Annotated in this window: 25 protein-coding genes; 21 read left to right on the top strand and 4 right to left on the bottom strand. The window is 43.5% G+C overall.

Annotated elements, in window-relative coordinates; genetic code table 11:
• Position 1 precedes the first annotated feature (1 nt).
• Genes recO through H571_RS13845 form a run of 5 tightly spaced genes read left to right on the top strand, consistent with a single transcriptional unit; the run spans position 2 to position 5,719 of the window.
• Positions 2–724, top strand: coding sequence for a DNA repair protein RecO (gene recO, locus H571_RS0101670; RefSeq protein WP_027847785.1), 723 nt, complete (start codon positions 2–4; stop codon positions 722–724).
• A gap of 24 nt (positions 725–748) precedes the next feature.
• Positions 749–1,489 carry a pyridoxine 5'-phosphate synthase gene (pdxJ, locus tag H571_RS0101665; RefSeq protein ID WP_027847784.1) on the top strand — a complete coding sequence of 247 codons (741 nt, stop codon included), beginning with the start codon at positions 749–751 and terminating at the stop codon, positions 1,487–1,489.
• Positions 1,483–2,889 carry an AmpG family muropeptide MFS transporter gene (locus H571_RS0101660; RefSeq protein WP_084482588.1) on the top strand — a complete coding sequence of 469 codons (1,407 nt, stop codon included), beginning with the start codon at positions 1,483–1,485 and terminating at the stop codon, positions 2,887–2,889. The genes pdxJ and H571_RS0101660 overlap by 7 nt, the downstream gene beginning before the upstream one ends.
• Complete coding sequence (locus H571_RS0101655; RefSeq protein WP_051168064.1) at positions 2,889–4,796, top strand: hypothetical protein; 1,908 nt, start codon at positions 2,889–2,891, stop codon at positions 4,794–4,796. The genes H571_RS0101660 and H571_RS0101655 overlap by 1 nt, the downstream gene beginning before the upstream one ends.
• A 2-nt stretch (positions 4,797–4,798) precedes the next feature.
• Positions 4,799–5,719 (top strand): ketopantoate reductase family protein, encoded by a 921-nt coding sequence (locus tag H571_RS13845; protein ID WP_051168063.1) that lies wholly within the window; start codon positions 4,799–4,801, stop codon positions 5,717–5,719.
• Here H571_RS13845 and rfaH read toward each other — a convergent pair.
• Positions 5,694–6,182, bottom strand: a complete 489-nt coding sequence (gene rfaH, locus H571_RS0101645) for a transcription/translation regulatory transformer protein RfaH (protein WP_027847781.1) — start codon at positions 6,180–6,182, stop codon at positions 5,694–5,696. The genes H571_RS13845 and rfaH overlap by 26 nt on opposite strands.
• A gap of 127 nt (positions 6,183–6,309) precedes the next feature.
• On the opposite strand from rfaH, the gene H571_RS0101640 reads away from it, so the two are divergent.
• Both H571_RS0101640 and H571_RS0101635 read left to right on the top strand, forming a co-directional pair.
• The gene (locus H571_RS0101640; protein WP_027847780.1) at positions 6,310–6,795 is read left to right on the top strand and encodes a YajQ family cyclic di-GMP-binding protein; all 486 of its coding nucleotides are present in this window, start codon (positions 6,310–6,312) and stop codon (positions 6,793–6,795) included.
• Positions 6,795–7,172 (top strand): holo-ACP synthase, encoded by a 378-nt coding sequence (locus H571_RS0101635; protein WP_027847779.1) that lies wholly within the window; start codon positions 6,795–6,797, stop codon positions 7,170–7,172. The genes H571_RS0101640 and H571_RS0101635 overlap by 1 nt, the downstream gene beginning before the upstream one ends.
• A gap of 84 nt (positions 7,173–7,256) precedes the next feature.
• On the opposite strand, the gene H571_RS0101630 is transcribed toward H571_RS0101635, so the two are convergent.
• Positions 7,257–8,516, bottom strand: coding sequence for a 6-phosphofructokinase (locus H571_RS0101630; RefSeq protein WP_027847778.1), 1,260 nt, complete (start codon positions 8,514–8,516; stop codon positions 7,257–7,259).
• A gap of 218 nt (positions 8,517–8,734) precedes the next feature.
• Here H571_RS0101630 and mpl point away from each other — a divergent pair, with 218 nt between their 5' ends.
• The gene (mpl, locus tag H571_RS0101625; protein WP_027847777.1) at positions 8,735–10,129 is read left to right on the top strand and encodes a UDP-N-acetylmuramate:L-alanyl-gamma-D-glutamyl-meso-diaminopimelate ligase; all 1,395 of its coding nucleotides are present in this window, start codon (positions 8,735–8,737) and stop codon (positions 10,127–10,129) included.
• Positions 10,126–10,746: a flavin prenyltransferase UbiX gene (locus H571_RS0101620; protein ID WP_027847776.1), complete on the top strand. Its 621-nt coding sequence runs from the start codon at positions 10,126–10,128 to the stop codon at positions 10,744–10,746. Before mpl ends, H571_RS0101620 begins: the two co-directional genes overlap by 4 nt.
• A gap of 3 nt (positions 10,747–10,749) precedes the next feature.
• Here the strand turns inward: H571_RS0101620 and H571_RS0101615 are convergent, their stop codons facing one another.
• Together H571_RS0101615 and H571_RS0101610 are read right to left on the bottom strand one after the other, a co-directional pair.
• A complete protein-coding gene (locus H571_RS0101615) occupies positions 10,750–11,733 on the bottom strand; it encodes a GGDEF domain-containing protein (RefSeq protein WP_027847775.1) in 984 nt (327 codons plus the stop codon).
• Positions 11,730–12,605 (bottom strand): hypothetical protein, encoded by an 876-nt coding sequence (locus H571_RS0101610; RefSeq protein WP_156887822.1) that lies wholly within the window; start codon positions 12,603–12,605, stop codon positions 11,730–11,732. Before H571_RS0101610 ends, H571_RS0101615 begins: the two co-directional genes overlap by 4 nt.
• A gap of 238 nt (positions 12,606–12,843) precedes the next feature.
• Between H571_RS0101610 and H571_RS0101605 the strand changes: the two genes are divergently transcribed.
• The 12 genes from H571_RS0101605 (at position 12,844) to lipA (ending at position 23,758) form a co-directional block, all read left to right on the top strand.
• Positions 12,844–14,100 (top strand): glutamate-5-semialdehyde dehydrogenase, encoded by a 1,257-nt coding sequence (locus tag H571_RS0101605; RefSeq protein WP_027847773.1) that lies wholly within the window; start codon positions 12,844–12,846, stop codon positions 14,098–14,100.
• Positions 14,081–14,785 carry a nicotinate-nucleotide adenylyltransferase gene (nadD, locus tag H571_RS0101600; protein ID WP_027847772.1) on the top strand — a complete coding sequence of 235 codons (705 nt, stop codon included), beginning with the start codon at positions 14,081–14,083 and terminating at the stop codon, positions 14,783–14,785. The genes H571_RS0101605 and nadD overlap by 20 nt, the downstream gene beginning before the upstream one ends.
• Positions 14,786–14,787: 2 nt before the next feature.
• Positions 14,788–15,135, top strand: a complete 348-nt coding sequence (gene rsfS / locus H571_RS0101595; RefSeq protein WP_027847771.1) for a ribosome silencing factor — start codon at positions 14,788–14,790, stop codon at positions 15,133–15,135.
• A 3-nt stretch (positions 15,136–15,138) separates the two neighbouring features.
• Complete coding sequence (rlmH, locus tag H571_RS0101590) at positions 15,139–15,609, top strand: 23S rRNA (pseudouridine(1915)-N(3))-methyltransferase RlmH (protein ID WP_027847770.1); 471 nt, start codon at positions 15,139–15,141, stop codon at positions 15,607–15,609.
• 6 nt (positions 15,610–15,615) lie between these two features.
• Positions 15,616–17,490 (top strand): penicillin-binding protein 2, encoded by a 1,875-nt coding sequence (mrdA, locus tag H571_RS13840; RefSeq protein ID WP_051168061.1) that lies wholly within the window; start codon positions 15,616–15,618, stop codon positions 17,488–17,490.
• Entirely contained in the window at positions 17,477–18,619 is a 1,143-nt protein-coding gene (gene rodA, locus H571_RS0101580) for a rod shape-determining protein RodA (RefSeq protein WP_027847769.1), read from the top strand. The genes mrdA and rodA overlap by 14 nt, the downstream gene beginning before the upstream one ends.
• 26 nt (positions 18,620–18,645) lie before the next feature.
• Positions 18,646–19,629 (top strand): lytic murein transglycosylase B, encoded by a 984-nt coding sequence (mltB, locus tag H571_RS0101575; RefSeq protein WP_051168060.1) that lies wholly within the window; start codon positions 18,646–18,648, stop codon positions 19,627–19,629.
• A 3-nt stretch (positions 19,630–19,632) separates the two neighbouring features.
• Entirely contained in the window at positions 19,633–20,532 is a 900-nt protein-coding gene (locus H571_RS0101570) for a septal ring lytic transglycosylase RlpA family protein (protein WP_027847767.1), read from the top strand.
• Positions 20,533–20,592: 60 nt separating this feature from the next.
• Positions 20,593–21,771, top strand: a complete 1,179-nt coding sequence (locus tag H571_RS0101565; protein WP_036217070.1) for a D-alanyl-D-alanine carboxypeptidase family protein — start codon at positions 20,593–20,595, stop codon at positions 21,769–21,771.
• A 78-nt stretch (positions 21,772–21,849) separates the two neighbouring features.
• Positions 21,850–22,137 carry an HP0495 family protein gene (locus tag H571_RS0101560; RefSeq protein WP_027847765.1) on the top strand — a complete coding sequence of 96 codons (288 nt, stop codon included), beginning with the start codon at positions 21,850–21,852 and terminating at the stop codon, positions 22,135–22,137.
• Positions 22,137–22,790, top strand: a complete 654-nt coding sequence (gene lipB / locus H571_RS0101555) for a lipoyl(octanoyl) transferase LipB (RefSeq protein WP_027847764.1) — start codon at positions 22,137–22,139, stop codon at positions 22,788–22,790. Before H571_RS0101560 ends, lipB begins: the two co-directional genes overlap by 1 nt.
• 2 nt (positions 22,791–22,792) lie before the next feature.
• Entirely contained in the window at positions 22,793–23,758 is a 966-nt protein-coding gene (gene lipA / locus H571_RS0101550; RefSeq protein WP_027847763.1) for a lipoyl synthase, read from the top strand.
• The last annotated feature ends 36 nt before the right edge of the window (positions 23,759–23,794 follow it).

Genomic DNA, 23,794 nt, shown 5'->3' with positions numbered 1-23,794 from the left:
TATGTCGCAAGCCAGTGATTATCAACCCGCCTGGCTATTGCATTCCCGCCCTTATCGGGAAACCAGTGCTTTGGCTTGGTTGTTAACCCTAGAAGATGGCCGTATAAATGCTGTAGTTAGGGGCGTAAGAACCAAAAAAAGCCGTTACCGCCCTTTACTACAACCTTTTACTCCCTTGCTGGTTAGACTTAGCGGCAAGCAGGATTTAAAAACCCTAGTGGGGCTAGAAGCTACTTCAGCACCCCACTGGTTAAATGGCGAAGCTTTAGTTTGTGGGCTTTATGCTAATGAACTATTAAGTCGTTTACTCTTAACAAGTCAAGCTTGCCCTGTTCTTTTTCGTGATTATTCCCTATTGTTACAACTACTTAGTAATGCGGATCAACGTGAACCTGCTCTGCGGCGATTTGAGTTAAGCCTCTTAGATCACCTAGGCTACCCATTAATATTTACTGATAACCTAGGGCAGCCTTTACTCGAAGAGGGTTTGTACCGCTGGTTACCCGAGCAGGGATTTTTAGCCATTAAAGGGGTTACTGAGCCCACAAGTGTGACTTACACAGGTGCAAGTTTGCTTGCAATAGCAGATGATAACTGGCAGTTAAAGCTAACGCGTCAAACAGCAAAAGCCTTAACACGGCAACTTTTAGCACCCTTGTTAGGCACTAAACCCTTACTCAGTCGGCAGCTTTTTTTACAAATGAAAAAGCCAAGCCTTAAATAACTTTTCTCTGATTGGAGCTTAAAAATGAACCAGCGTTTATTGCTTGGCGTTAATATTGATCATATTGCTACTTTGCGCCAAGCAAGAGGTACAACTTACCCCGACCCAGTACTCGCCGCCCAACTCGCAGAACAAGCTGGAGCAGATGGTATTACCTTGCACTTGCGTGAAGATCGTCGCCATATTCAAGAGCGCGATGTCGAGCTAATAAAACAGGTAATGCACACCCCTATGAACTTTGAAATGGCGGTGACTGAGTTTATGCTAAGTTATGCTGAAAAAATTAAGCCCGAACATGTGTGCTTAGTGCCTGAGCGCAGAGAAGAACTAACAACCGAAGGTGGTTTAGACGTTGCAGGACAGCTAGATAAAATAACCGCTGCCTGCCAACGTTTAGCAGCCTTAGGTAGTGAAGTTTCTCTGTTTATAGATGCCGATCCTAAGCAAATAGATGCTGCCGTTGCTGCGGGTGCGCCTGCCATAGAGTTGCATACAGGTGCTTACGCCGAAGCTCAAGACCCACAACTAGTTGAAGAAGAGCTAAAGCGCATTCAAGAAGGCGCTGCCTATGCGCTTAGCAAGGGATTAATTGTTAATGCTGGACACGGTTTGCACTACCATAATGTGCAAGCCATAGCGGCTATTCCTGGTATCAATGAACTCAATATTGGTCATGCAATTATTGCCCGTGCTGTATTTACAGGGCTAGTCGAAGCAATTAAAGAAATGAAAGCCATCTTGCAGGCAACTAGGGCTTCATGCTAGCTCAACTCGGTTTAAGGCCAGTAAGGGAGCGGCTGGCTAAAACCTTTGCACCTTATCAAGATAGGCGCATGTTAACTCTTTTACTACTAGGTTTTTCTAGTGGTTTACCTGCACCTCTAGTGTTTTCTAACCTCTCTATTTGGTTACGTGATTTAGGGGTTAGCCGTACTGATATAGGCCTTTTTGCCTTAGCCGCTACCCCCTACGCTATTAACTTTCTTTGGGCACCCTTGGTTGATAGATTAAGAATACCCTGGCTTTCTGCGCGTTTTGGGCGGCGACGCGGTTGGGCTTTGTTTACTCAAAGCCTATTAATACTAGCTATTCTCTTATTATCCCTGACAAATCCAGCAGAAAACTTATTGCTGGTTGCGGCTGCTGTACTCTTTGTTACTTTCATGTCTGCAACACAAGATATCGTAATAGATGCCTACCGAATTGAGCTATTAGAGCCTCACCTCTACGGCGCAGGCTCAGCTGCGGCTATTTGGGGTTGGCACCTAGGTGGCACTTTGGTTGGTGCTGCAGGAGGATTATTTCTTGCTGAATACTATGGTTGGAATACTGCCTATATGGTTTTAGCGGCAGGTATTTTTATTGGTATGCTAGCAATATTAATGAGCCCTGAACCCCAGCAAGCCATTTCAGCAGAAACGCTGGCAGAAGAGTCTCGTGTGCTAGCCCAGCTAGAAGGTTTTAAAGAGCTACCTAAACACCTTCGCAATGCTATGGGTTGGCTCTATGTCAGCCTATTGGCTCCCTTTGTTGAATTTACCCGGCGCCGTGGCTGGTTATGGATACTGGTTTTTATTTTTGTATTTAAACTAGGGGATGCACTGTTAGGACGTATGTCGGGTGTTTTTTATAGAGAAATGGGGTTTTCTTTATTAGAAATAGCCGAAGTTTCTAAGCTCTATGGTTTTGCAGCCAATATTCTAGGTATTCTTTTGGGCGGAATTTTAGTGGCCAGAGTGGGTATGCTTAAAGCCTTATTTATTTCTGGGTTAGCCACGGCAACGACTAACCTTACCTATGCTTGGTTGGCTGCTTCTGGGCAATCTTATTTAGTTTTTGTTGTTGCACTCGTCAGTGATAACTTCACTACAGGCTTAGTAACGGTTGCTTTTGTGGCTTACCTTTCTAGTCTATGTAATTCAGCTTACACGGCAACTCAATATGCACTCTTGGCATCCTTGGGCAATTTAGCCAGAATCTGGTTATCGGCCTCAAGTGGCTGGATGATTGACAAGCTAGAAGGTGACTGGACACTCTTTTTTGTTTTAACTGCTGTTATTGCCTTAATTGGTTTACCACTCTTGTGGGTAATAATGCGTAGGTTTCCAGTTGTTACATCTAAGGTTAGGAAGGATACAGAAAAAGGAAATGAGGTTGTTAGTTAATGATTAAACGCCTGTTTGGGTCACGCAATAAGAATGATCTTAGTGATTTAAGAGCTAGGGTTTCGCTTGAGCGTGAAGGTAATGAACAGATAGAGCGCATTAGTCAGGTAGTGCATAGAATACACTGGACACGCACTATTTTAGGCATTATGTGGACTGCCGGCCCAGTTACCATGTTGGGACTCTTGGGTGGTTTTTACCTAGCCTATGGCAAGGTACCGCCAGTACAAACCCTGCTTTATTTTTTCACCTTTACGGTTTTGTCGGGTTTAATTGCCTTTTTTGCCAAGGTTGTTTATGACATGACACGCGGTCATGTTGCTGAACAAGCACAACAGGATGTAACAGAAGTTATCGACAAGCTGGCAGACCTTATTTTAGCGGTAAGGGATTTAATTGTTGAAAGCCACGAAGAAGAAGTAAGACCGAGAGAAGCAGCCTTGCAGCTTTTGCGGCGTATCGAGTTAACGCCTGATGGGGTTGCCTTTGCTGCCCAAGAATTAACAGGCGATAGTGAGTTAGCAAAAATTCTAGGGCGTATTGAAACCTACCGCCGAGCTGGCTTATATTCCCGCGTTAGAGACTTAAATCGCCAACACCGTGAACGTATAGAAACAGCACTACAATGGCTAAATGAAGCTTCACCCGAAGCAACCAGTGTATTAAGAGAGCGCTTTAGCGGCGAAGCCCCCCAGTTAGAAAAAGGTGTGCCACGTGATGAGTACTTTATCGAGCGTGTGCTAGCGGCAATTGAAGAAGATAACCTGCTGTTAATGACCCTGCAGGATGTCGAAGAAATGCTAATTTTGGCCTTTGAGTTAATTAATGGCCGTGAAATTCCTATGTTGATCTTTAGCTATTCAGGTAAATGGAAGCTAGCCAGAGCCATTGATCAGCTAGAAGAAAAACGCAGTCATTACCGCATTGCTCAAGCCAGTGGTAGTAACCGTATTCGTGCTTTAGCAGGCTTTTTGGTAGAAACCGATGAAGCAACACACGAACAACTGCCCTATGGAACGTCTGCCCATGAACTTATTGGCGGCATTGAAGAAATCATGGACCAAATAGCTAGTGATGTATTAGAACTAGTTGAACTCTCTAATCAAGGAAAGCTAGCTAGCCCCTCAGAATTACGTAGTAAAGCAGAAGTATTAGCCAAATCATTAAACCTATATAAAGCGGCACGCTTGGGCTATCAGCAATTAGGTCGAGCCCATGTTGGCTTGTTGGATGCTTCTAAAAACTGGAATAAACTAGCCGATCGGTTTAGTGATGAAGAAAGCCAGTTAAGGTTAGGGCCAGGCCGCAGTGGTTTGCGCATTATCGAGCGTATAGTGTCTTTGTCGGATGAACAAAAAGTCGCTGTGTGTCAGCACCTAGTAGAATATTTACATGGTGAACAACTTGAAAAACGAGGGCGGCGCTTTTTTACTCGCCGCGATGGGCGTTCACGCCCTTTAACACTTGAAGGCGCTCGACAATTAGCGGTTGAAGTCGCACTTGCTTTAGAGCCTTATATTCATCTATCCCGACCGGCTATCCAAAGAGGCCTAAATGCCACCAATGCTTCTTACTTAGGTGGTTTAGAACCGGATATGAGTGCAGCAGAAAAAGCTGCTTTAGGCTCTGCTATGGCACGTGAAGTGCAACAAGATATGAGTCATGCGGCAGAAAGACTAGCGGTAGCCTTAGTAAAGCACTACCGAGTCGATTTAACCGAAGAAGCACGTGACTTCTTGGTTGATGCCTATGGTGCAAGACCGCAGATGCTAGAAATGTTATCTAATTATGAAACCAACACGGTAAACACCCCAGTTAGTTTTTTAAGTTTACGTCCACCACTGGTAGTTGCACCCAAGCGCGACTGGTATAGAGCACTAATTAAAGCAAGGCAGGAGTTAAGTTAAAGATGGAACAGGTTACCTATGTTCTAGGCGCAGGCGCTTTAGGTTTACTTTATGCCACTCGGCTAGCACGCACTGGTAAAACGGTTTGTTTATTAGTAAAACCTAGCCAAGCTTCAGCTTTAAACCTAGGAGTTACACTGCGCGAAGGTGAAGCAGCTTTAGCTAAGCGGGTGTTTGTTAGAGTTAGAAGCGAACCGACCAGTGAAATTAAAATTCAACAGCTAATTTTAGCCACTAAAGCAGGGCAGGCAGCTACAGCCTTAAAAAACTGGCAAAGCTGCCTAGTTGAAGATGCAGAAATTTTAATGCTACAAAATGGCATGGGTAGTCAGGCAGAGGTTGCCGATTTATTAACACCCAAACAAACCTTGTTAGCCGCTAGTGTGACAGAAGGTGCTTACCTAGAAAAATCAGGGGGTGTAGTTCATGCCGCCAAGGGTAATACACAGCTTGGTCGGTGGTGTGGTGTAGCAAAAGAAGCTGCTGCACGTTGGGCTAGCCGCCTAACAATAGCAGGCTTAACCGCAGAGGTTGTTGAACCCCTTCGCCCAGTTTTATGGCATAAGTTAGCCGTTAATGCAGTGATAAACCCTTTAACTGCGCTCAAGGGTGTAGAAAATGGTGCGCTTGCTAGCCGAGAAAACAAACCACAGGTTGATGCTTTATGTGCCGAAATTCTGCAAGTATTTAAGCGCCTAGGAATAGAAGAGCCCACAGGTGGATTGGTGAATAGAGTGGAGCAGGTGATTTTATCAACCGCAGCGAATCGTTCATCCATGTTGCAAGATATAACTGCGGGCAAAAAAACAGAAATCGATTATATAACAGGCACGCTTTTAAAAGCGGCGAAAGCACTTAAGTTAGAACTTAAAGCGCATCAAGCCCTTTATTTAGCAATTAAAGAGGCCGAACAGCGCGAGTAGCCATTTCTATACGCTGTTGTTTTTGTAGTAGATTAAGCAGCAGAATTACCCTTTCGTCACCTTTTTTGGTTGCAAAAATAGCTTGCAAGCCTTTAAAAGGCCCTTCTTCTATTAATACTTGATCGCCTGCTTTAAATACCTTTTCAGGTGTGGGCTGAATGCGTTTTTTTAGCTGTTCAATTAGGCTTTCAGGAATTTTTACTGGTGTACTTCCAAAGGCCAGCATTTTAAGCACCCCGCGTGTTGAACGTATAGGCCGCCAGTTATCTGTTGCATCACTTAAATAAATAAACAAATAATAGGGAAATAAAGGTTCCTCTATTAGCTTTAACTTGCCTGCGCGTATTTTTTCAACTTCAATAAAAGGGTGAAAAACTTCAAAACCCTGATTATGTAAATTCTCAGCGGCCCGAAAAGATTCTTTTGCCTTGCATTGAATTGCATACCAACTACGTTCTGCCATATCGACTCCAAAACTTGAGGCGCTACCTTACCGCCAAGCATCTTAAGCTGCAACAAGTTATCAGCTTTGATGCGACTAGGGTTATACTAGGTAGCATAATTATTATTTTTTAGTTATAGGAGTTGTCATGCCATCCTTTGATGTGGTCTCTGAGTTAGATAAACACCAAGTAACCAACGCAGTGGATCAAGCTAATCGCTTGGTAGGAAACCGCTTTGACTTTAAAGGTGTTGATGCGCGTTTTGAGTTAACAGGAAACAATGAAGTCATTTTACATGCTGAAGTAGAGTTCCAAGTAAAACAGCTGTTAGAAATACTTCAAGCAGAATTGATACGCAAGGGTATAGATGCCGCTTGTATGGAAGAAGGCAAGGTAGAAGAAGCCAATAAAAAAGCACGTATGCCTGTAAAGTTGCGTGAAGGTATAGAAACGGACTTGGCCAAAAAAATTGTTAAAATGATTAAAGACTCCAAAATAAAAGTACAAGCCCAGATACAAGGCGAACAGGTAAGAGTCACCGGTAAAAAACGTGATGATTTGCAACAGGTAATGGCTTTGTTACGTGGTGCAGAGTTAGATATGCCGCTTCAGTACATTAATTTTCGCGACTAATGATTATTGGAATTGGTACCGATCTAGCCAAAATAGAACGCTTTACTGCAATTTTACAAAGACGAGCCACTGCTATAACGCAGCGGCTACTTACAACTAAAGAGCAGGAAGCAATGCAGCAGGCAGCCAGTCAAGCAGCTTTTTTAGCCAAGCGTTTTGCAGCTAAAGAAGCCCTGCTTAAAGCACTAGGTACGGGTTTGCGAAGTGGTTTAAGTTGGCAAGACATGCAAGTTAGTAATGATGAACTAGGCAAGCCTATTATGGTACTGACTGGTAAAGCTGCTGAGCTAGCCAGTGCCAAGGGTGTAAAAACTGTTCACCTTACTATTACCGATGAAAAAGAAATGGCTTTAGCCTTTGTTGTATTAGAAGGCTAGTTAACCAAATGCTTAATAAAAAAAGGCCGCTAAATAAATATTTGCGGCCTTTTGCTTTTCTTAAGGTGTTACCTTCTCTATAACCTAGGGTTCAAAATCACCTAGCTTTTTTTCAACTAGCTTATGCTGCAACTTCACATAAACAGGCATCCCATCTTTATAAGGAGGGTAGTCTTCACCTTGAATTAGTGGTGTGAAATATTTGCGACCCAAATCACTAATACCAAAGCCATCGGGCGTAATATAGTCACGCGGCATAAACTTTTCAGCATTAGCAATTTTAGATAAAGGCGCTTCACCAATTTCCCAAGTGTAAGGGCTTTCACTGGTACGCATAATTGCTGGCATAACCGAGGTTTTACCTGCCAGAGCAAACTCAACCGCTGCTTTACCTACAGCATAGGCTTGTTCAACGTCAGTTGCAGAAGCTAGGTGACGTGCCGAGCGTTGTAAGTAGTCTGCAACTGCCCAGTGGTATTTATAACCTAAGTCTTCTTTAACCATGGCAGCCAAAGAAGGCGCAACACCACCGAGTTGTTTATGACCAAATGCATCTGTTGTGCCAGCATCGGCTAAGAAGCTACCATCGGAATAACGAGCACCTTCAGAAACAACAATAACGCAGTAGCCAAACTTTTTAACACAGTCATCAATGCGTGCCATGACTGTGCCACGATCAAAAGGAATTTCAGGGAAGATAATTAAATGCGGTGCTGAACCTTCGCCTTCACCAGCTAAGCCACCTGCACCGGCTATCCAACCAGCATGACGACCCATTACTTCAAGAATAAAAACCTTGGTAGAGGTTGCGCTCATGGATTCGATATCCATAGCCGCTTCTTTAGTAGAAACCGCTATGTATTTAGCAACGGAACCAAAGCCAGGGCAGTTATCAGTAATGGGTAGGTCGTTATCAACCGTTTTAGGAACGTGGACGGCTTTTAAAGGGTAGCCAATGGATTCTGCAAGTTGAGCAATTTTTAAGCAGGTATCTGCGGAGTCGTTACCACCGTTATAGAAGAAGTAACCAATATTGTGTGCTTTAAACACTTCAATTAAGCGCTCATATTGTGCGCGGTGGGTATCAACATCTTTTAGCTTATAACGACAAGAACCAAAAGCACCACCTGGCGTGTGGCGTAGAGCAGCAACGGTTTCGTCAGATAAGGCTGAAGTGTCTATTAGCTCTTCTGTTAAAGCGCCAAGAATACCGTTACGACCAGCATAAACAGTGCCAATAGAGTCACTGTGCTTACGTGCAGTTTGAATTACACCACAGGCACTTGCATTAATTACAGCGGTTACACCGCCAGACTGGGCATAAAAAGCATTTTGCTTACTCATTGTCAGAAAAGCTCCTACTAGGTTAATAAGAAGCCACTAAATACGCAGGTTGGTAGCGCAATTCAGAGGTCTTTAAATAATTAAGGTTTAAAATTGGTGTTATTCTAACGGATTTAACTAGTCTGTGCATAAAGACTTGCACCTGATAGAACCACTTTTAATAGTGGCAGTGGTAAACTCTAAAAGTTTTTTAATAACTAGGTAAAACGAGCTCAATTATGCACCTGCACTTTTTAGGTATTTGCGGTACTTTTATGGGATCTTTGGCTATTTTAGCTAGAGAAATGGGCTATAGCGTGAGTGGCTCAGACCAACAGGTTTATCCGCCCATGAGTGATCAGTTGCAGGCGGCTGGCATTCAGTTGCACGAGGGTTTTGATTATAACCCTGAAGATTTTAACCCAGACTTAGTAATCGTTGGCAATGTTATGAGCCGTGGTCAACCCTGTGTTGAAGCCCTGTTAGAAGCTAAACTGCCTTATACCTCCGGCCCCCAATGGCTGCATGATTATCTGCTACGTGGAAAAACACCCAAAGATGAACTAGCCCAAGGCCAAGAACGCTGGCGCTGGGTGTTAGCCGTTGCCGGAACACACGGCAAAACCACCACAGCTAGTATGCTAGCTTGGTTATTAGAAGATGCCGGTATGAACCCAGGTTTTTTAATTGGCGGTGTGCCGGCTAACTTTGGCATACCTGCACGTTTAGGCGGCACGGATTTTTTTGTTATTGAAGCCGATGAATACGATACGGCTTTTTTTGATAAGCGTTCTAAATTTGTGCACTACCAACCACGTACCCTAGTGCTTAATAACCTTGAGTTTGATCATGCTGATATTTTTCCTGACTTAGCAGCTATTCAAACCCAGTTTCACCATGTGATGCGTTTATTGCCTGCCAACGGGCGAGTGATTTATCCACAAGCTGATAGCGCATTACAAACGGTGATTGCCAAAGGCTGTTGGAGCGAACAAGAAACCCTAGGTGGTGAAAATGCGGACTGGCAGGCAGTTAAAAAAGATGCGGCTGGTTCATCTTTTCAAGTCTATTTAAAAGGTGAGTACCTAGGTGAAGTTAATTGGACACTCACAGGTGAACACAATATTAATAATGCCTTAGCAGCTTTAGCTGCGGCTAGGCATGTAGGTGTAGAGCCAGCCAAGGCCTTAGAGTCACTGGGTAGCTTTTTAAGTGTTAAGCGCCGCATGGAATTATTAGGTGAAGTGGCAGACGTGCAGGTTTATGATGATTTTGCCCACCACCCAACCGCTATAGCCACTACCTTAGAAGGCGCACGCCCAGGCTGTAAAGGGCGATTAATTGCCGTTATTGAACCTCGTTCCAATACCATGCAGCTGGGTACTTTGCGTGCCGCTTTACCTGCCAGTGTTGAATTAGCCGATGCTGTTTATTGGTATCAATCGCCCAAAATGAGCTGGTCACCTGCCGAACTAAAGGTAGGCCAATCTTTTACTGAACTAGCCGAACTTAAAGCCGCTTTGCTTGCCGAAGTAAAACCTAAAGATTGGGTAGTTTTAATGAGCAACGGTAGTTTTGGCGGTTTGCACCAAGAAATAATGCAGGCATTAACCATTAGGGCAGCAGAAGAATGAGCACAGACAAGCAGCAAAAAAGAGTTACTCTAGCCATTACTGGTGCAACGGGTGTGCAGTACGGTTTGCGCTTATTAGAGTGTTTGTTAGCGCAAAACTGTGCTGTTGATTTGTTAATCTCTAAGGCTGCGCACCTAGTAATAGAAGTAGAAACACCCGAAAAACTACCCGCTAATGCCGACAAACTAACCGAGCAACTCAGCGAGCGTTATGCACACCTAGCAGGAAAAGTTAAAGCCTATGGCCGTGAAGACTGGTTTGCACCAGCGGCTTCTGGTTCAGGCGCAGCTTCTAGCATGGTGGTTTGCCCTTGTTCTGGCGGCACCCTTTCTGCCCTAGCAACCGGTGCTAGCAATAACTTAATTGAACGGGCTGGTGATGTGGCTTTAAAGGAAAAACGTCAACTCATTTTAGTTACCCGAGAAATGCCGCTGCATCAGGTTCATCTAGAACACATGTTAAAACTAGCGCAGATGGGTGCAGTGATTATGCCTGCCAGCCCAGGGTTTTATCACCAGCCTAAAAGCGTTGAAGATTTAATTGATTTTGTAGTGGCTAGAGTGATGGATCATTTAGGTTTAGATCAGCAGCTGGTTGCCAAATGGGGCGAGTCTTAAAGGCTAGCTGTTTAAATTATCTTCTACTCGCTCACTTAAAGAGTGGTAGCAACTGTTAGCAATGCGCCTTTCTAAATCAGCAACCTGCTCTCCTATTTGTAGCTCAAGGGGTGTAATGCTGACATCAAGAGGGCCTACATCATTAGTCAGTTCTTGCAGCAGATGTTGGTAAAGCCTAGACCTAAGTACCAGTGCACCATTAATAGTGGTATTGGGAATTAATAGTAGTAGGGTTTGCGCATCGTAGCGGTAGGCTTCATCACCAGTACGGCAATTAAATTTGCATATTTTACTGGCTTCACGAATAAAATTATTGGCAACTAATTGCCCTAATTCTTTTTGTATTTCTGGATACTGGTGTAACTCAACTAAAAGCAAAGCTAAGGGCTTTTGTGTGGCTCTTGCACGGCTTACTTCAGCATTTAGCCTTATTTTTAAATGACGCGCATTAAAAAAATGTGTGACTTTATCTATGCCTACTAACTGTTCTAGCTGCTTGGTTTTTAGTCGGTTAGAAATAGTGTAAAAACAAGCAATCGACATCAACAATAAAAACTGACAAGAAAAAGTTAACAACTGCTCAAAAGCGTGATTATCCAGTCTTAAGTGGAGTAAACCAGCCAGTAATAAGAGGCTAAAAGCTAAAGAAAAAGCAGTAGGTAAGAGGTAAAAAGCTAATAAGGGGTAACTGAGTGCTATCCAGTGCCATTGGGTAATATTCGCTGAGGTTTCTGGCTGCAATAATAAAAATAAACCCAAGGCTAACAGGGCTGTTATTGCTGCTGGGTCATGAGTGTAGCGATTGGCTGTATGCCAACGCCAGATACTCAGAGCACAGAAAATAGGTGTTAGCAGGGTAGGTAAAAGAATGGCTTCATAATAACCCGATAAATAAACTTGCAAAGCAAAGGCACCCAACCCTAAACCTAAGGCTAGGTAGATGCTCGCCATGGATTTATGAAGCTTATCGTTTATTTCACTGCTCATGCTGTTGGCCTAGACTTAGTTGCAAAGGCTGTTAAATCTTTGGCTAGCGGTTTTTCTGCGCTAGTCAGTTGGAAGTCTAGCATTAAGTGAGGCAAGTCTTTGCGAAGCTTATTTTTTCGAGCTTGAAGGTCTTTAGGTACTGCTAAAGGAATTAGTGCTATCAGCTTATTAGCTGCAACAGAATAAACCCCTTCGTAGGGCGCAAAGATGCAGCCTAGTTCCTTAGTATTTTCTGAGTCAAAGTTATCTAGGCTAGTAATAAAAACTACACCTAAAAAAGTAGCTTCGCGCTGAGCTCTTTCCTGTTCTTTTTGTAAATCTATAAAAAGTTGCTGTTGGTTCATTAGCTGGGTTTTAGGATCACGGTTAAGCTGTTTTTGTAATGCTTCCTGCCGTGAAAAGTAGGCAAAGCGATTTAAGCTAGTTAGTAGTGTGACTAACCAAAAAGTAATGATATAAACGGCTCGAAAAGTGCCTTCAAGCTGTAGCATAAGTAGAAGGTTGGCAGATATAGAAAAGCCGATAACAAAAAGTAGAGCTGTCCTAAAGGGTAGTAAGTAGAAAGCTAGCAGAGGGTAGGCAAGGTATAAGCTTAGGTGAAGGTAGCTATTTTTATGTGGCGCAACGAGTAGTAGAAGTAAACAAACCAAGGTGTAGCTTGCAAATACCAAGCGACTTAACAGTTGAAGGTTATTCTGAGATGAGTTTTGACCAATTAAAAGCGCTAGAGTTATAACCAGAGAGCCACTAAAGTACATCAAGGCAGTTAGGTCATCTCCCTGAAAAATATGCCAGCCAAAAAGCAGCAAAAAAAAGCCGCAGGCCAAAAATTGGCACCATACAAGCGAACGTATGGACTCGAGTAGTCCCATAACTTGGTGAAACCTTAAGTAAATATCTTTCGCCGAGACGCGGCGTACCCGGTCTTACTTCTTTAAGTAATGCCTCTCCGGCTGACCTAACCATCCCCTGGCGGAACTATTGTAACTCAATGTTATCTTATTAGGAAACCAGAATGTGGAAGAATTACTACTAGGGCTAGGGTAACCTCTTAGCCTTGAGTATAATGTGTGAAAGTTAACAAACTGGTAATAGAAAAAGAGCATAAAAATGAATATTGCTGAATATATGCAGTCTTTAGGCAAGCAAGCTAGAGAAGCCTCTCGTCAACTAGCGCAAGCAGCAACAGAAGTTAAAAATGCTGCCCTCTTGGCAACTGCTGAAGAATTAGATAAGCAGCGAGCAGCCTTGCTGGCTGCGAACAATGAAGACATGAAAGCTGGCGCTACACGCCAGTTAGATGCAGCACTACTTGATCGTTTAGAACTAAATGATGAACGCATAGATGCAATGATTGAAGGTTTGCGCCAAGTTGCAAGTCTACCTGACCCAGTTGGCGAAATAACCGATATGAGTTATCGCCCCAGTGGTATTCAGGTAGGTAAAATGCGTGTGCCTTTAGGTGTCGTGGGTATTATTTATGAGTCACGCCCTAATGTTACAGTTGAGGCAGCTAGTCTTTGTTTAAAAGCAGGCAATGCAGCAATTTTACGTGGTGGATCAGAAGCAATAGGCTCAAATCAAGCTATAGCTAAATGTCTGATGCAGGGGTTAAAAGCTGCTGGCTTACCCGAAGCTTCGGTGCAGGTGGTAGAAACCATTGACCGTGAAGCGGTAGCGCAAATGATTACACTAAGTGAATACATTGATGTGCTAGTACCCAGAGGTGGTAAAGGGTTAATAGAGCGGATAACCGCCGATGCAAAAATACCGGTTATTAAACACCTAGATGGTGTTTGCCACGTTTATGTCGACCGTTATGCTGATCGAGAAAAAGCTTTAGCTATTGCTATTAATGCTAAAACGCACCGTTATGGTACTTGCAATACCATGGAAACGCTTTTAGTGCATGAATCACAAGCAGCAAGTTTATTACCTGCTTTAGCTGAAGCCTATGAAGCTAAGGGTGTAGAGCTGCGAGGTTGCGCACGCAGCCGAGTGGTAGTACCTGGCATGTTGGCTGCGATAGATTCTGACTGGACTGCTGAATACCTAGCCCCTATTTTGGCTGTTAAGCTAGTTGACTGCTTAGATGAAGCCATGGTTCATATCAATACCTACGGTTCACATCATACCGATGCAATTATTACTGAAAACTATACGCGTGCCAGACGCTTTATGGCTGTTGTAGATTCAAGCTCTGTTATGGTTAATGCCTCTACACGTTTTGCAGATGGGTTTGAATACGGTTTAGGTGCAGAAGTAGGCATTTCAACAGATAAAATTCATGCACGAGGCCCAGTAGGGCTTAACGGACTGACCTCACAAAAATATATAGTGCTAGGTGATGGGCAAATACGTGGCTAAAGATGCCAAAATGCCTTCTTTAGTGTTAATGTTTGGCGGTACTTTCGACCCAATTCATCATGGGCATTTGCGTAGTGCTTTGGAGTTAACCCAAGTGCTACCAGTAAAAAAAGTACACCTAGTGCCTTGCCAGCTACCCGCGCATCGTGGTCAGCCTTCTGCTACAGCAGCGCAGCGATTTGCTATGTTGAATTTGGCAATTCAGCATGAACCCTTGCTGTATAGCGATGATCGAGAGCTGAAAAGAACTGGGCCTTCTTGGTCAGTCGATACTTTAGAAAGCTTGCGGCAAGACTATGGTGAAGCGCAACCCTTAGCTATGCTTCTTGGTTGGGATGCTTTTCTTGGTTTACCTAGCTGGTCACGGAATGAGCGAATATTAGAGCTAGCTCATTTAATTGTGCTAGCGCGTCCAGGGCAAATGCATGAACCAGCAGAAGCAATTTTACAGCTTTTAGAAAAACATGAATTAAGCGCAGGTGAAAACCTAAACGCTAGTCCAGCGGGACGTATTTTACGTTTAAGCTTACCCAGCGCCTTTGAGGTTTCAGCAACACACATACGCAGACTTTTAGCTAACAACTTATCAGCACGTTATTTATTGCCAGATACGGTTTTAGATTTTATTCATCAGCAGAAGCTTTACCAACCTAAGCACTCACCTGCTGTTTTCTCTTCGGAGTAGAAATGCACATAGAACAATTGAAGCAAAAAATAGTCGCAGCCTTAGAAGATTTAAAAGCACAAGATTTAACTATTTTAGATGTTAAAGCCGCAACCAGTGTTACCGACTATATGATTATTGCTAGTGGTACTTCATCACGACAAGTCATGGCCTTAGCGCGTAATGTGCAAAGTACAGCAAAAGAGTTAGATGTTGAGTTGCTCGGTATGGAAGGGTTAGATGCAGGTGAATGGGTGCTTGTTGATTTAGGCGATATTCTCGTTCACCTAATGCAGCCTCAAATTCGAGAGCTTTATGATTTAGAAAAGCTTTGGGGCGAGTTTGCTAACCCCATTAACCATCAGGCTTAGGTTTTGAAAATACGAATTCTTGCTGTAGGGCAAAAAATGCCCGCGTGGGTGGAACAAGGCGTTGCTGAGTACACCAAGCGTCTGCCACATGACTTTAAAGTTGAGTTTGAAGAAATTCCACTGGGTGCAAGGCGGCCAGGTAGCGATTTAAAAAAAGCCATGCAGCAAGAATCTGCTGCTGTTTTAGCTCGATTAAAAAATAGCAAAGAAAAAGTGATAGCCTTAGATGTATTAGGCAAAGCATGGAGTAGCGAAGCCTTAGCTAAAGCAGCTGAAGGCTGGCGGATGGAAGGGCGCGATATTGCCCTGCTTATTGGCGGTCCAGATGGGCTGTCTGATGAATGCCTACAGCTAGCCGAGCAACGCTGGTCGCTTTCTGCATTAACCCTACCCCATCCATTAGTAAGAGTGCTTTTAGCAGAGCAGCTTTACCGTGCTTGGACACTACTTTCGGGTCATCCTTATCATCGCTGAGTTACCATGACTGAATTTAGACGCCAAATTAAAGACCCTGAAAAAGAAAGCCGCATCTTTCTATTTCGTGGACGCCTACTGCTTTTTTTTGTCGTACTGCTAATGTTTGTGCTGCTAGGGCGAATGGCTTATCTCCAGGTGTTTCAATACGATATTTACACCCTTAGATCGGAACGCAATCGCACTAGTGTAGAAGCCATTCCCCCAACTCGAGGTTTAATTTATGACCGGCAAGGTAAGCTGCTAGCAGATAACTTACCTAGTCACAGTTTAACCCTTACCCGCGAACTAACCGAAGACGTAAAGCTGGTAGTCGCACGCATTTGTATGCTGCTAGAACTGGATGCAGCCTGCCAAGAAACACTAACTGAGCGTAGTTACCAACGTCGCCGCCCCTTTGAACCTGCCCTGCTGGTAGATCAGCTAACAGAAGAGCAAATTGCTCGCATTGCAGTTAATCGTCACCTTTTACCGGGTGTTGATATTTCAGCCCAACTATTAAGAAACTACCCTGGCGGAGAAGCCCTATCGCATGCGCTCGGCTATGTTGGTCGAATTAGTGAAGAAGATATGTTGACTCTAGATAGGCGTGCTTATAGCGGCACGCACTATTTAGGTAAAACGGGTGTAGAGCGTTTTTATGAAGATCAACTGCATGGCAAGGTAGGCTATCGCAAGGTAGAAACCAATGCGCGGGGTCGAGTTATTAAAGTTGTGGAATCAGAGCTGCCGATTCCCGGCGAAGACTTGGTTCTTTATTTAGATGCGGAACTCCAGCAGAAAATTTACGCTTTGCTTGATAACCGAAAAGCAGCCGTTGTTGCGATAGAACCTAAAACAGGTGGAATACTTTCTTTAGTTAGCTCACCTGGCTATGACCCCAATGTATTTATTGGCATGTTAGATTCAACTGAATTTAACGGTTTACGTAGAGACCCTAAACTCCCTTTATTTGATAGGGCAAGTCGAGGTCAGTACGCTCCAGGTTCAACTATTAAGCCTATGCTGGGCATAGCTGCACTTGAAAATGACATAGTAACGCGTGATTACGAACTGCTAGATCGTGGTTATTTTCAGCTGCCTAACGATGATCGCTTGTACCGTAACTGGAAAAGAACAGGTCATGGCACAGTCGACCTAGCCAGAGCCATAGCCGTATCCAACAATACCTTTTTTTATAACCTTGCTTATAACTTGGGTATAGATGAAATGTCCGCCTTTATGCGCCGCTTTGGTTTTGGTGAAAGCACTGCGCTAGATGTTAATAGCGCTCGTGAAGGGTTAATGCCTAGCCGAGAATGGAAAAAAATAACCCAAAAACAACCTTGGTTTCCGGGTGAAACCCTAAGTACAGGTATAGGGCAAGGTTATTGGCTAACCACACCCTTGCAGCTAGCTACTGCCACTGCTGTACTTGCTAATCGTGGTGAATGGGTACAACCAAGATTTTTGGCAAGTAGGGCAACAGAGACAGGGTTACTGCCCAAGAAAGTAACTAAACAAGATATCCAACTCAAAGATAATGAAAATTGGAATTATATTTTTGATGCTATGGCGGATGTAATGCATGGCTTTGAAGGAACAGCGCGTTTTTCTGGGCGTGGAGCGCAATATCGTATTGCCGGTAAAACGGGTACCTCGCAGGTTTATAGCCTAAGCCAAGAAAAAGATACAACGGAAACGGAATTACCAGAACACCTAAGAGACCATGCTGTATTTGTTGGCTTTGCACCCGTAGAAAACCCACAAATAGCCCTAGCCATCGTTGTCGAAAATGCGGGTGGTGGTAGTAAAGTAGCAGCACCCTTGGCGCGTCAAATTTTAGATTTTTATCTTACCCCAGAGCGACTAGCAGCGAAGGAGACTCATCGTGCCCCGTGATTTTTTATGGAGTTTGCCAGACGGGCATCGTGACCTGCGCCGTAAAGAAAGCTTGCTTGCTAGAGTGCACCTAGATGGCTGGTTATTGTTAGGTCTACTTCTTCTAATGGGTAGTGGGTTGTTTATTCTTTACAGTGCAACAGGTGGTAGTCTAGATGCAACACTTGGGCAAGCCTCACGCTTTGGCTTGGCATTACTAGGCATGGTGGTTATCGCCCAAATTCCTCCACGCTATATGCAGCGTTGGGCACCTGCAATTTATGGTTTTACACTACTAATGCTGCTTGCCGTTTTGATTTTAGGTATAGATGCAAAAGGTGCTCAGCGCTGGATTTCTTTTGGTGCATTTAGAGTTCAACCTTCAGAATTAATGAAGCTGGCCTTACCCCTAATGCTTGCTGCTTATTTATCTAAATGCCACTTGCCACCCCGTTGGAAAAATCTATTTATAGCCCTAGCACTAATGATTATTCCTATAGGTTTAATTGCGGTTCAACCCGATTTAGGTACATCTATTCTTGTTGCAGGGGCTGGCTTGGTAGTGCTTTTTTTAGCTGGCTTAAGCTGGCGCTTAATTGCCTCATTTTTTGCCTTGGCCTTAGCGGCACTTCCTGCTTTGTGGATGGTGATGCATGATTATCAAAAGAACCGCGTTAAAACCTTTTTAAATCCTGAAAGTGATCCTCTAGGAACAGGTTGGAATATTATTCAGTCTAAAACAGCGATAGGTTCAGGTGGTTTACACGGCAAAGGCTGGTTAGAAGGAACACAATCTAGGTTAGAGTTTTTACCTGAAAGGCATACCGACTTTATTATTGCAGTTCTAGCAGAAGAAACCGGGCTGGTTGGTGTTACGCTGTTACTTACCCTTTATATGTTAATTATTTGGCGAGGAATGTTGATTGCCTTATCGGTGAGTGATACTTTCAGCCGCCTTATGGCATCGGCTGTAATTTTAACCTTCTTTGTGTATGTTTTTGTTAATATAGGCATGGTTAGCGGTTTGCTGCCCGTTGTTGGTGTTCCCTTACCTTTAGTGAGCTTTGGGGGAACATCAAGTATCACCTTAATGGCTGGTTTTGGAATTTTAATGTCAATTCATACTCATAAGAGTATGGCTGTTGGCTAGGTTAGTGATTTTCAGGGGTAGAGAAAATGTTTTTGCGTTTTTTAAGTCTTGTGCTATTGAGTTTTCTGCCATTAAGTCAGGTGGCTGCTAGTAATTATAATCCTGCACTAAGGCAAGATGTATCTGAGTTTATTGATGAGATGGTAAATGAGCATGAAATGGATGCAGCTCATTTACAAGCACTGTTTAAAGAGGTTAATAAACGCCAAGATATTTTAGATTTAATTTCTCGCCCTGCAGAAAGGGTGTTGGTTTGGCATGAGTACAGAAAAATATTTATTACCCAAAATCGTATTGAAGGTGGTAAAAAGTTTATGGCTAAGTACGCAGAAGCTTTAAAGCGTGCTGAGCAAGAGTATGGTGTGCCTGCAGAAGTTATTACCTCCATTATTGGTGTAGAAACTTTTTATGGTGGCAACAAGGGGCGTCACAGGGTAATTGATGCCTTGGCAACCTTATCATTTGACTACCCACCCAGAGCTAAGTTTTTTCGAGGTCAATTAGTAGAGTTTTTAAACCTAACCAATAAAGAAGGTTTAAACCCTTTATTGCCCATGGGTTCTTATGCTGGGGCAATGGGTTACCCGCAATTTATACCAACCAGTTACCGTGATTTTGCGGTGGACTATGACGGTGATGGTTTTGCTGATATTTGGACTAACCCCGTTGATGCGATTGGCTCGGTTGCAAATTATTTTGTGGCTCATGGCTGGCAAAAAAATCAACCAGTTGTAGCTGCAGTTAAAACGCTAAAAGAAGATAATAGCCTAACTGAATTAAGGCTGAATCGCTTTAATCGTCTAACTTTAGCTGAGGCAAAAGCCGCAGGAATAGAACCCACTAACCAGCAACTTGCCGATGATTTAAACGTTATTCCTATGGCTTTTGCACTAGAAGACAAAGAACTCTATTTGTTGGGCAGGCAAAATTTTTATGTCATAACACGCTACAATCATAGTCGAATGTATGCTCTCGCTGTTTATGAACTAGCTGAGGCTTTGCGAAACTAAACCATGCAAGCGTTACGTATTAACTTATATTTGCTTTGTTTGCTGCTTCCTTCCATCTTCCTAGCTGGCTGTTCGGTAGGTAAGGGGGGCGGGGTTTACGGTGCCTATAATACAGAGCGGGGCGGTTATACTCTGCAAGATAGAATAACCAGTTCAGGCAAAGGCCGTTATACTCAGCGTACAGATAGCTTACCTGCTAACCCACCCGATGTTTCACGCGTTCCAGATGCAGTACCCAAACCAGAACCCAAAAGCAGGGGAGGTAATGCCTCCAGTTATGTGGTTTTTGGTCAGTCCTACCGCGTATTAAATTCTAGTCGTGGTTTTACCCAAACAGGAACGGCTTCTTGGTATGGTAAAAAATTTCATGGACATCTAACTTCCAATGGCGAAGTTTATGATATGTACACCATGAGTGCGGCTCATACTCGTCTGCCTTTACCGACCTATGTAAAAGTAACCAATTTAGACAATAATCGCCAAGTAATAGTGCGAGTAAATGATCGTGGCCCTTTTGTTGGTAACCGCATTATTGATCTTTCTTATGCTGCAGCCTACCGCCTAGATATGATTAAAACAGGCACAGCTAGAGTCAGAATAGAAGCTATAGATCCTGTACAATGGCAGGCTCAAAATGCAAGAAATAATCGTGCAGTGGCTTCTACTAATTCACCAACAAGTGTTTTTCTACAGGTTGCTGCCCTAGGTGATGCGCAAGCTGCCAAGCGGTTAGAACACCGTGTTCGTCAGCTTACCCAAGCACCCGTAAGGGTTTTGTCTCAAGGTGTACCTACCCTCTACCGTGTTCAGGTAGGACCCTTGCAAGAAGGAACCTCAGTAGAAACTGCAATACAGCAGCTAGAAGCAACTGATTTAGGCCGTCCTTTAATGGTACGTCATTAAATTTATAATTAAGTTAAAGGTTAGTAAGAAAGACTTTTTCAAAAGAGGTTTGATTGTCAAATGTTTGTTTTAAGTTTCAAAAGATTGCCTGTTACCTTCTTAAGCGCCTTGGCTTTACTGGTTGCGCTTCTTGCTACTCCATTTGCTCAAGCACAAGTAATGATTCCGGCAGCACCGCAATTATCTGCTACTGCTTGGATTTTAATTGATGCTAATAGTGGTAAAGTGATTGCTGAACACAATGCCGATAAGCGCATTCCTCCTGCTAGCCTAACCAAAATGATGACTAGCTACCTGCTGGAATATGAGCTAAAGCAAGGCAATGTGAGCTTAGAAGATATGGTTCGGGTTAGCGTCAAAGCTTGGCGTATGCCAGGTTCACGCATGTTTATTAGGGAAGGAACCTTTGTTTCTATTAGCGACCTTTTAAGAGGCGTTATTATTCAATCCGGCAATGATGCCTCAGTTGCAGTAGCAGAACACCTAGCAGGTAGTGAAGAAAGCTTTGCGGATATGATGAACCAACATGCCCGTGCACTAGGTATGAAAAATACCCAGTTTAGAAATGCCACTGGCTTACCAGAAAAAGATCACTATTCTAGCGCAAGAGATTTAGCACTTTTATCCAAGGTTAAAATTCAAGATTACCCAGACCACTATGCAATCTACTCTGAGAGAGAATTCACCTATAACAATATTACCCAATCTAACCGCAATCGCCTCTTGTGGCGCGACAACTCAGTTGATGGCTTAAAAACAGGCCATACCGATGATGCTGGTTATTGCTTAGCTGCTTCAGCAATACGAGATGATATGCGCCTTATTTCTGTTGTTATGGGAGCACGTAGTGAAGAGGGCAGAGCACAAGAAAGTCAAAAGCTTTTAACCTATGGTTTTAGGTACTTTGAAACAACCCGCTTGTACGAACAGTACCAAGTTCTAAACAATGTAAAACTCTGGAAGGGTGTTGAAGATACCTTACAGTTGGGTGTAACAGAAGACCTTTATGCAACCTTGCCACGTGGCCATGTTGACAGCCTTAATGCTGATATGCAGATTAACCCTAATATTCAAGCGCCTATTCGTGCAGGTGATCAGTTAGGTAGATTAGTGATACGCCTAGGTGATGATATTATTACTGAAAAGCCTTTAGTTGCCTTAGAGAATGTTGATAAGGCAGGCTTCTTTAAAAGCCTTTGGCATAGCCTAGTTATGTTTTTTATCAGCCTTTTTAGTTAATTTCTAAGCTTCTTAAGCTGCACTAAAAGCTTAAGAAGCGTTATACTTGATTAAATTAGTCAGAATTATGGTGATCCCATGCAAAACCCAAGTGTTTGCCCTTTAGATAACCCACCCAAAATTGAGTTTCCTTGTGAATACCCTATTAAAGTGATGGGTCCAGCAGCGCCTGATTTCAAAGCTTGTATCTTAGATGTTTTAGTTGAATCAGAGACTAGCTTTATGCGTGAAAGCGTTGCTGTAGTTGATAGCCGTAATGGTCGTTTTCAATCAGTTCGTGTAACTATTAAGGCACAAAGCGAAGACCATTTATCTAGCTTGCACCAATGCCTAAAAAACACGGGTCGAGTACAAATGGTTCTTTAATGCCATTAAAAATCCGGTTATTAGGTCAGCAGCCTTACCTGCCTGTGTGGCAGTCCATGCAAGACTTTACTGCTAATCGTGATGAAACAACCACCGATGAACTCTGGGTTGTTCAGCACGATTCAGTATTCACTCAGGGTCAAGCAGGTAAGGCAGAACACCTACTTAACCCAGGTGACATTCCCGTTGTAAAAGTTGATCGTGGCGGGCAGGTAACTTGGCATGGTCCTGGTCAACTGGTGATTTACCTGCTGCTAGATGTGCGTCGTATCAACTATGGTGTGCGGCATCTGGTTAATCTTATAGAAGAAAGCCTTATTGAATACTTGGCGAGTCTGGGTGTTGCTGCCGAAGCTAGGCCAGATGCTCCAGGTGTTTATCTTCAAGAAGGTTCACTAGCTGGAGCAAAAATTGCAGCACTCGGCTTAAAAATACGCCGTGGATGTAGTTTTCATGGATTAAGCTTCAATATAAATTGCGATTTAAGTCCCTTTCAACGAATCAACCCTTGTGGTTACGCTGGAATGCCAGTAGCACGTTTAATTGACTTGGTTCCTAAGGTAACTTTTCAACAGGCACAAGATGCCCTTTTAGCAATTCTTATTCGCCGTTTAGGCCACACACAAATTATTTATTTAAATGGGCAGGAGTAGGTATGACCGCGAGCACTCAGAAAAAGAAAGTTGTCCAAGGTGAAAAGCTACGGGGCGCTGATAAAACTGATCGTATCCCGGTAAAAGTGATTCCAACTGAAACCCTGCCTACTAAGCCAGATTGGCTTAGGGTTAGAATGCACATCTCACCTGAAGTGGCACGTATTAAAGAAACACTGCGTAAACATAAACTTAATACGGTTTGTGAAGAAGCCTCTTGCCCCAACTTAGGTGAATGTTTCCACGGTGGCACAGCAACCTTTATGATTATGGGTGATATTTGCACTCGCCGCTGTCCCTTCTGTGATGTTGCCACCGGGCGTCCTAATCCGCTGAATGCTGACGAACCCAGAGAAATGGCTGAAGCCATAGCCGAAATGAAATTAAAGTACGTGGTTATCACTTCAGTTGACCGTGATGATTTACGTGATGGAGGGGCAGATCACTTTGCCCAGTGCATTAGCGAACTTCGTCAGCGTTTGCCTGAACTGGAAATTGAAGTGCTAGTACCTGATTTCCGTGGTCGTATGGATGTTGCGCTCGATATTTTAGAAGTCACGCCGCCCGATGTGTTCAACCACAACCTAGAAACAGTTGCTAGCCTTTACCGTAAGGTGCGTCCAGGTGCAGATTATCAGTGGTCCTTAACCCTACTTAAACGCTACAAAGAACGCTGCCCGGAGGTAAGAACCAAATCTGGTTTAATGCTAGGTATAGGCGAAACCAATGAAGAAATTTTAGAAGTAATGCGTGATCTACGTGCTCACGATGTTGATATGCTAACCTTAGGTCAGTATATGCAGCCTTCTAAAAATCACCTAGCGATAGACCGCTGGGTAACACCAGAAGAGTTTGACTGGTTAGGAGAAGAAGCCTATAAAATGGGCTTTAAACACGTTGCCTCTGGCCCCCTAGTGCGTTCCTCTTACCATGCAGACAAACAAGCAGGTGGAGAAAAAGTGAGCTAGTTTACTTAATAAGTAAGCATTAGCGAACAAGGCAAA

This window comes from Marinospirillum minutulum DSM 6287, from assembly GCF_000422325.1.
In the GTDB taxonomy this organism is placed as follows: Bacteria; Pseudomonadota; Gammaproteobacteria; order Pseudomonadales; family Halomonadaceae; genus Marinospirillum; species Marinospirillum minutulum.
The sequence above is the reverse complement of the archived record's forward strand: the minus strand, read 5'-3'. Positions and strand labels throughout refer to the sequence as shown.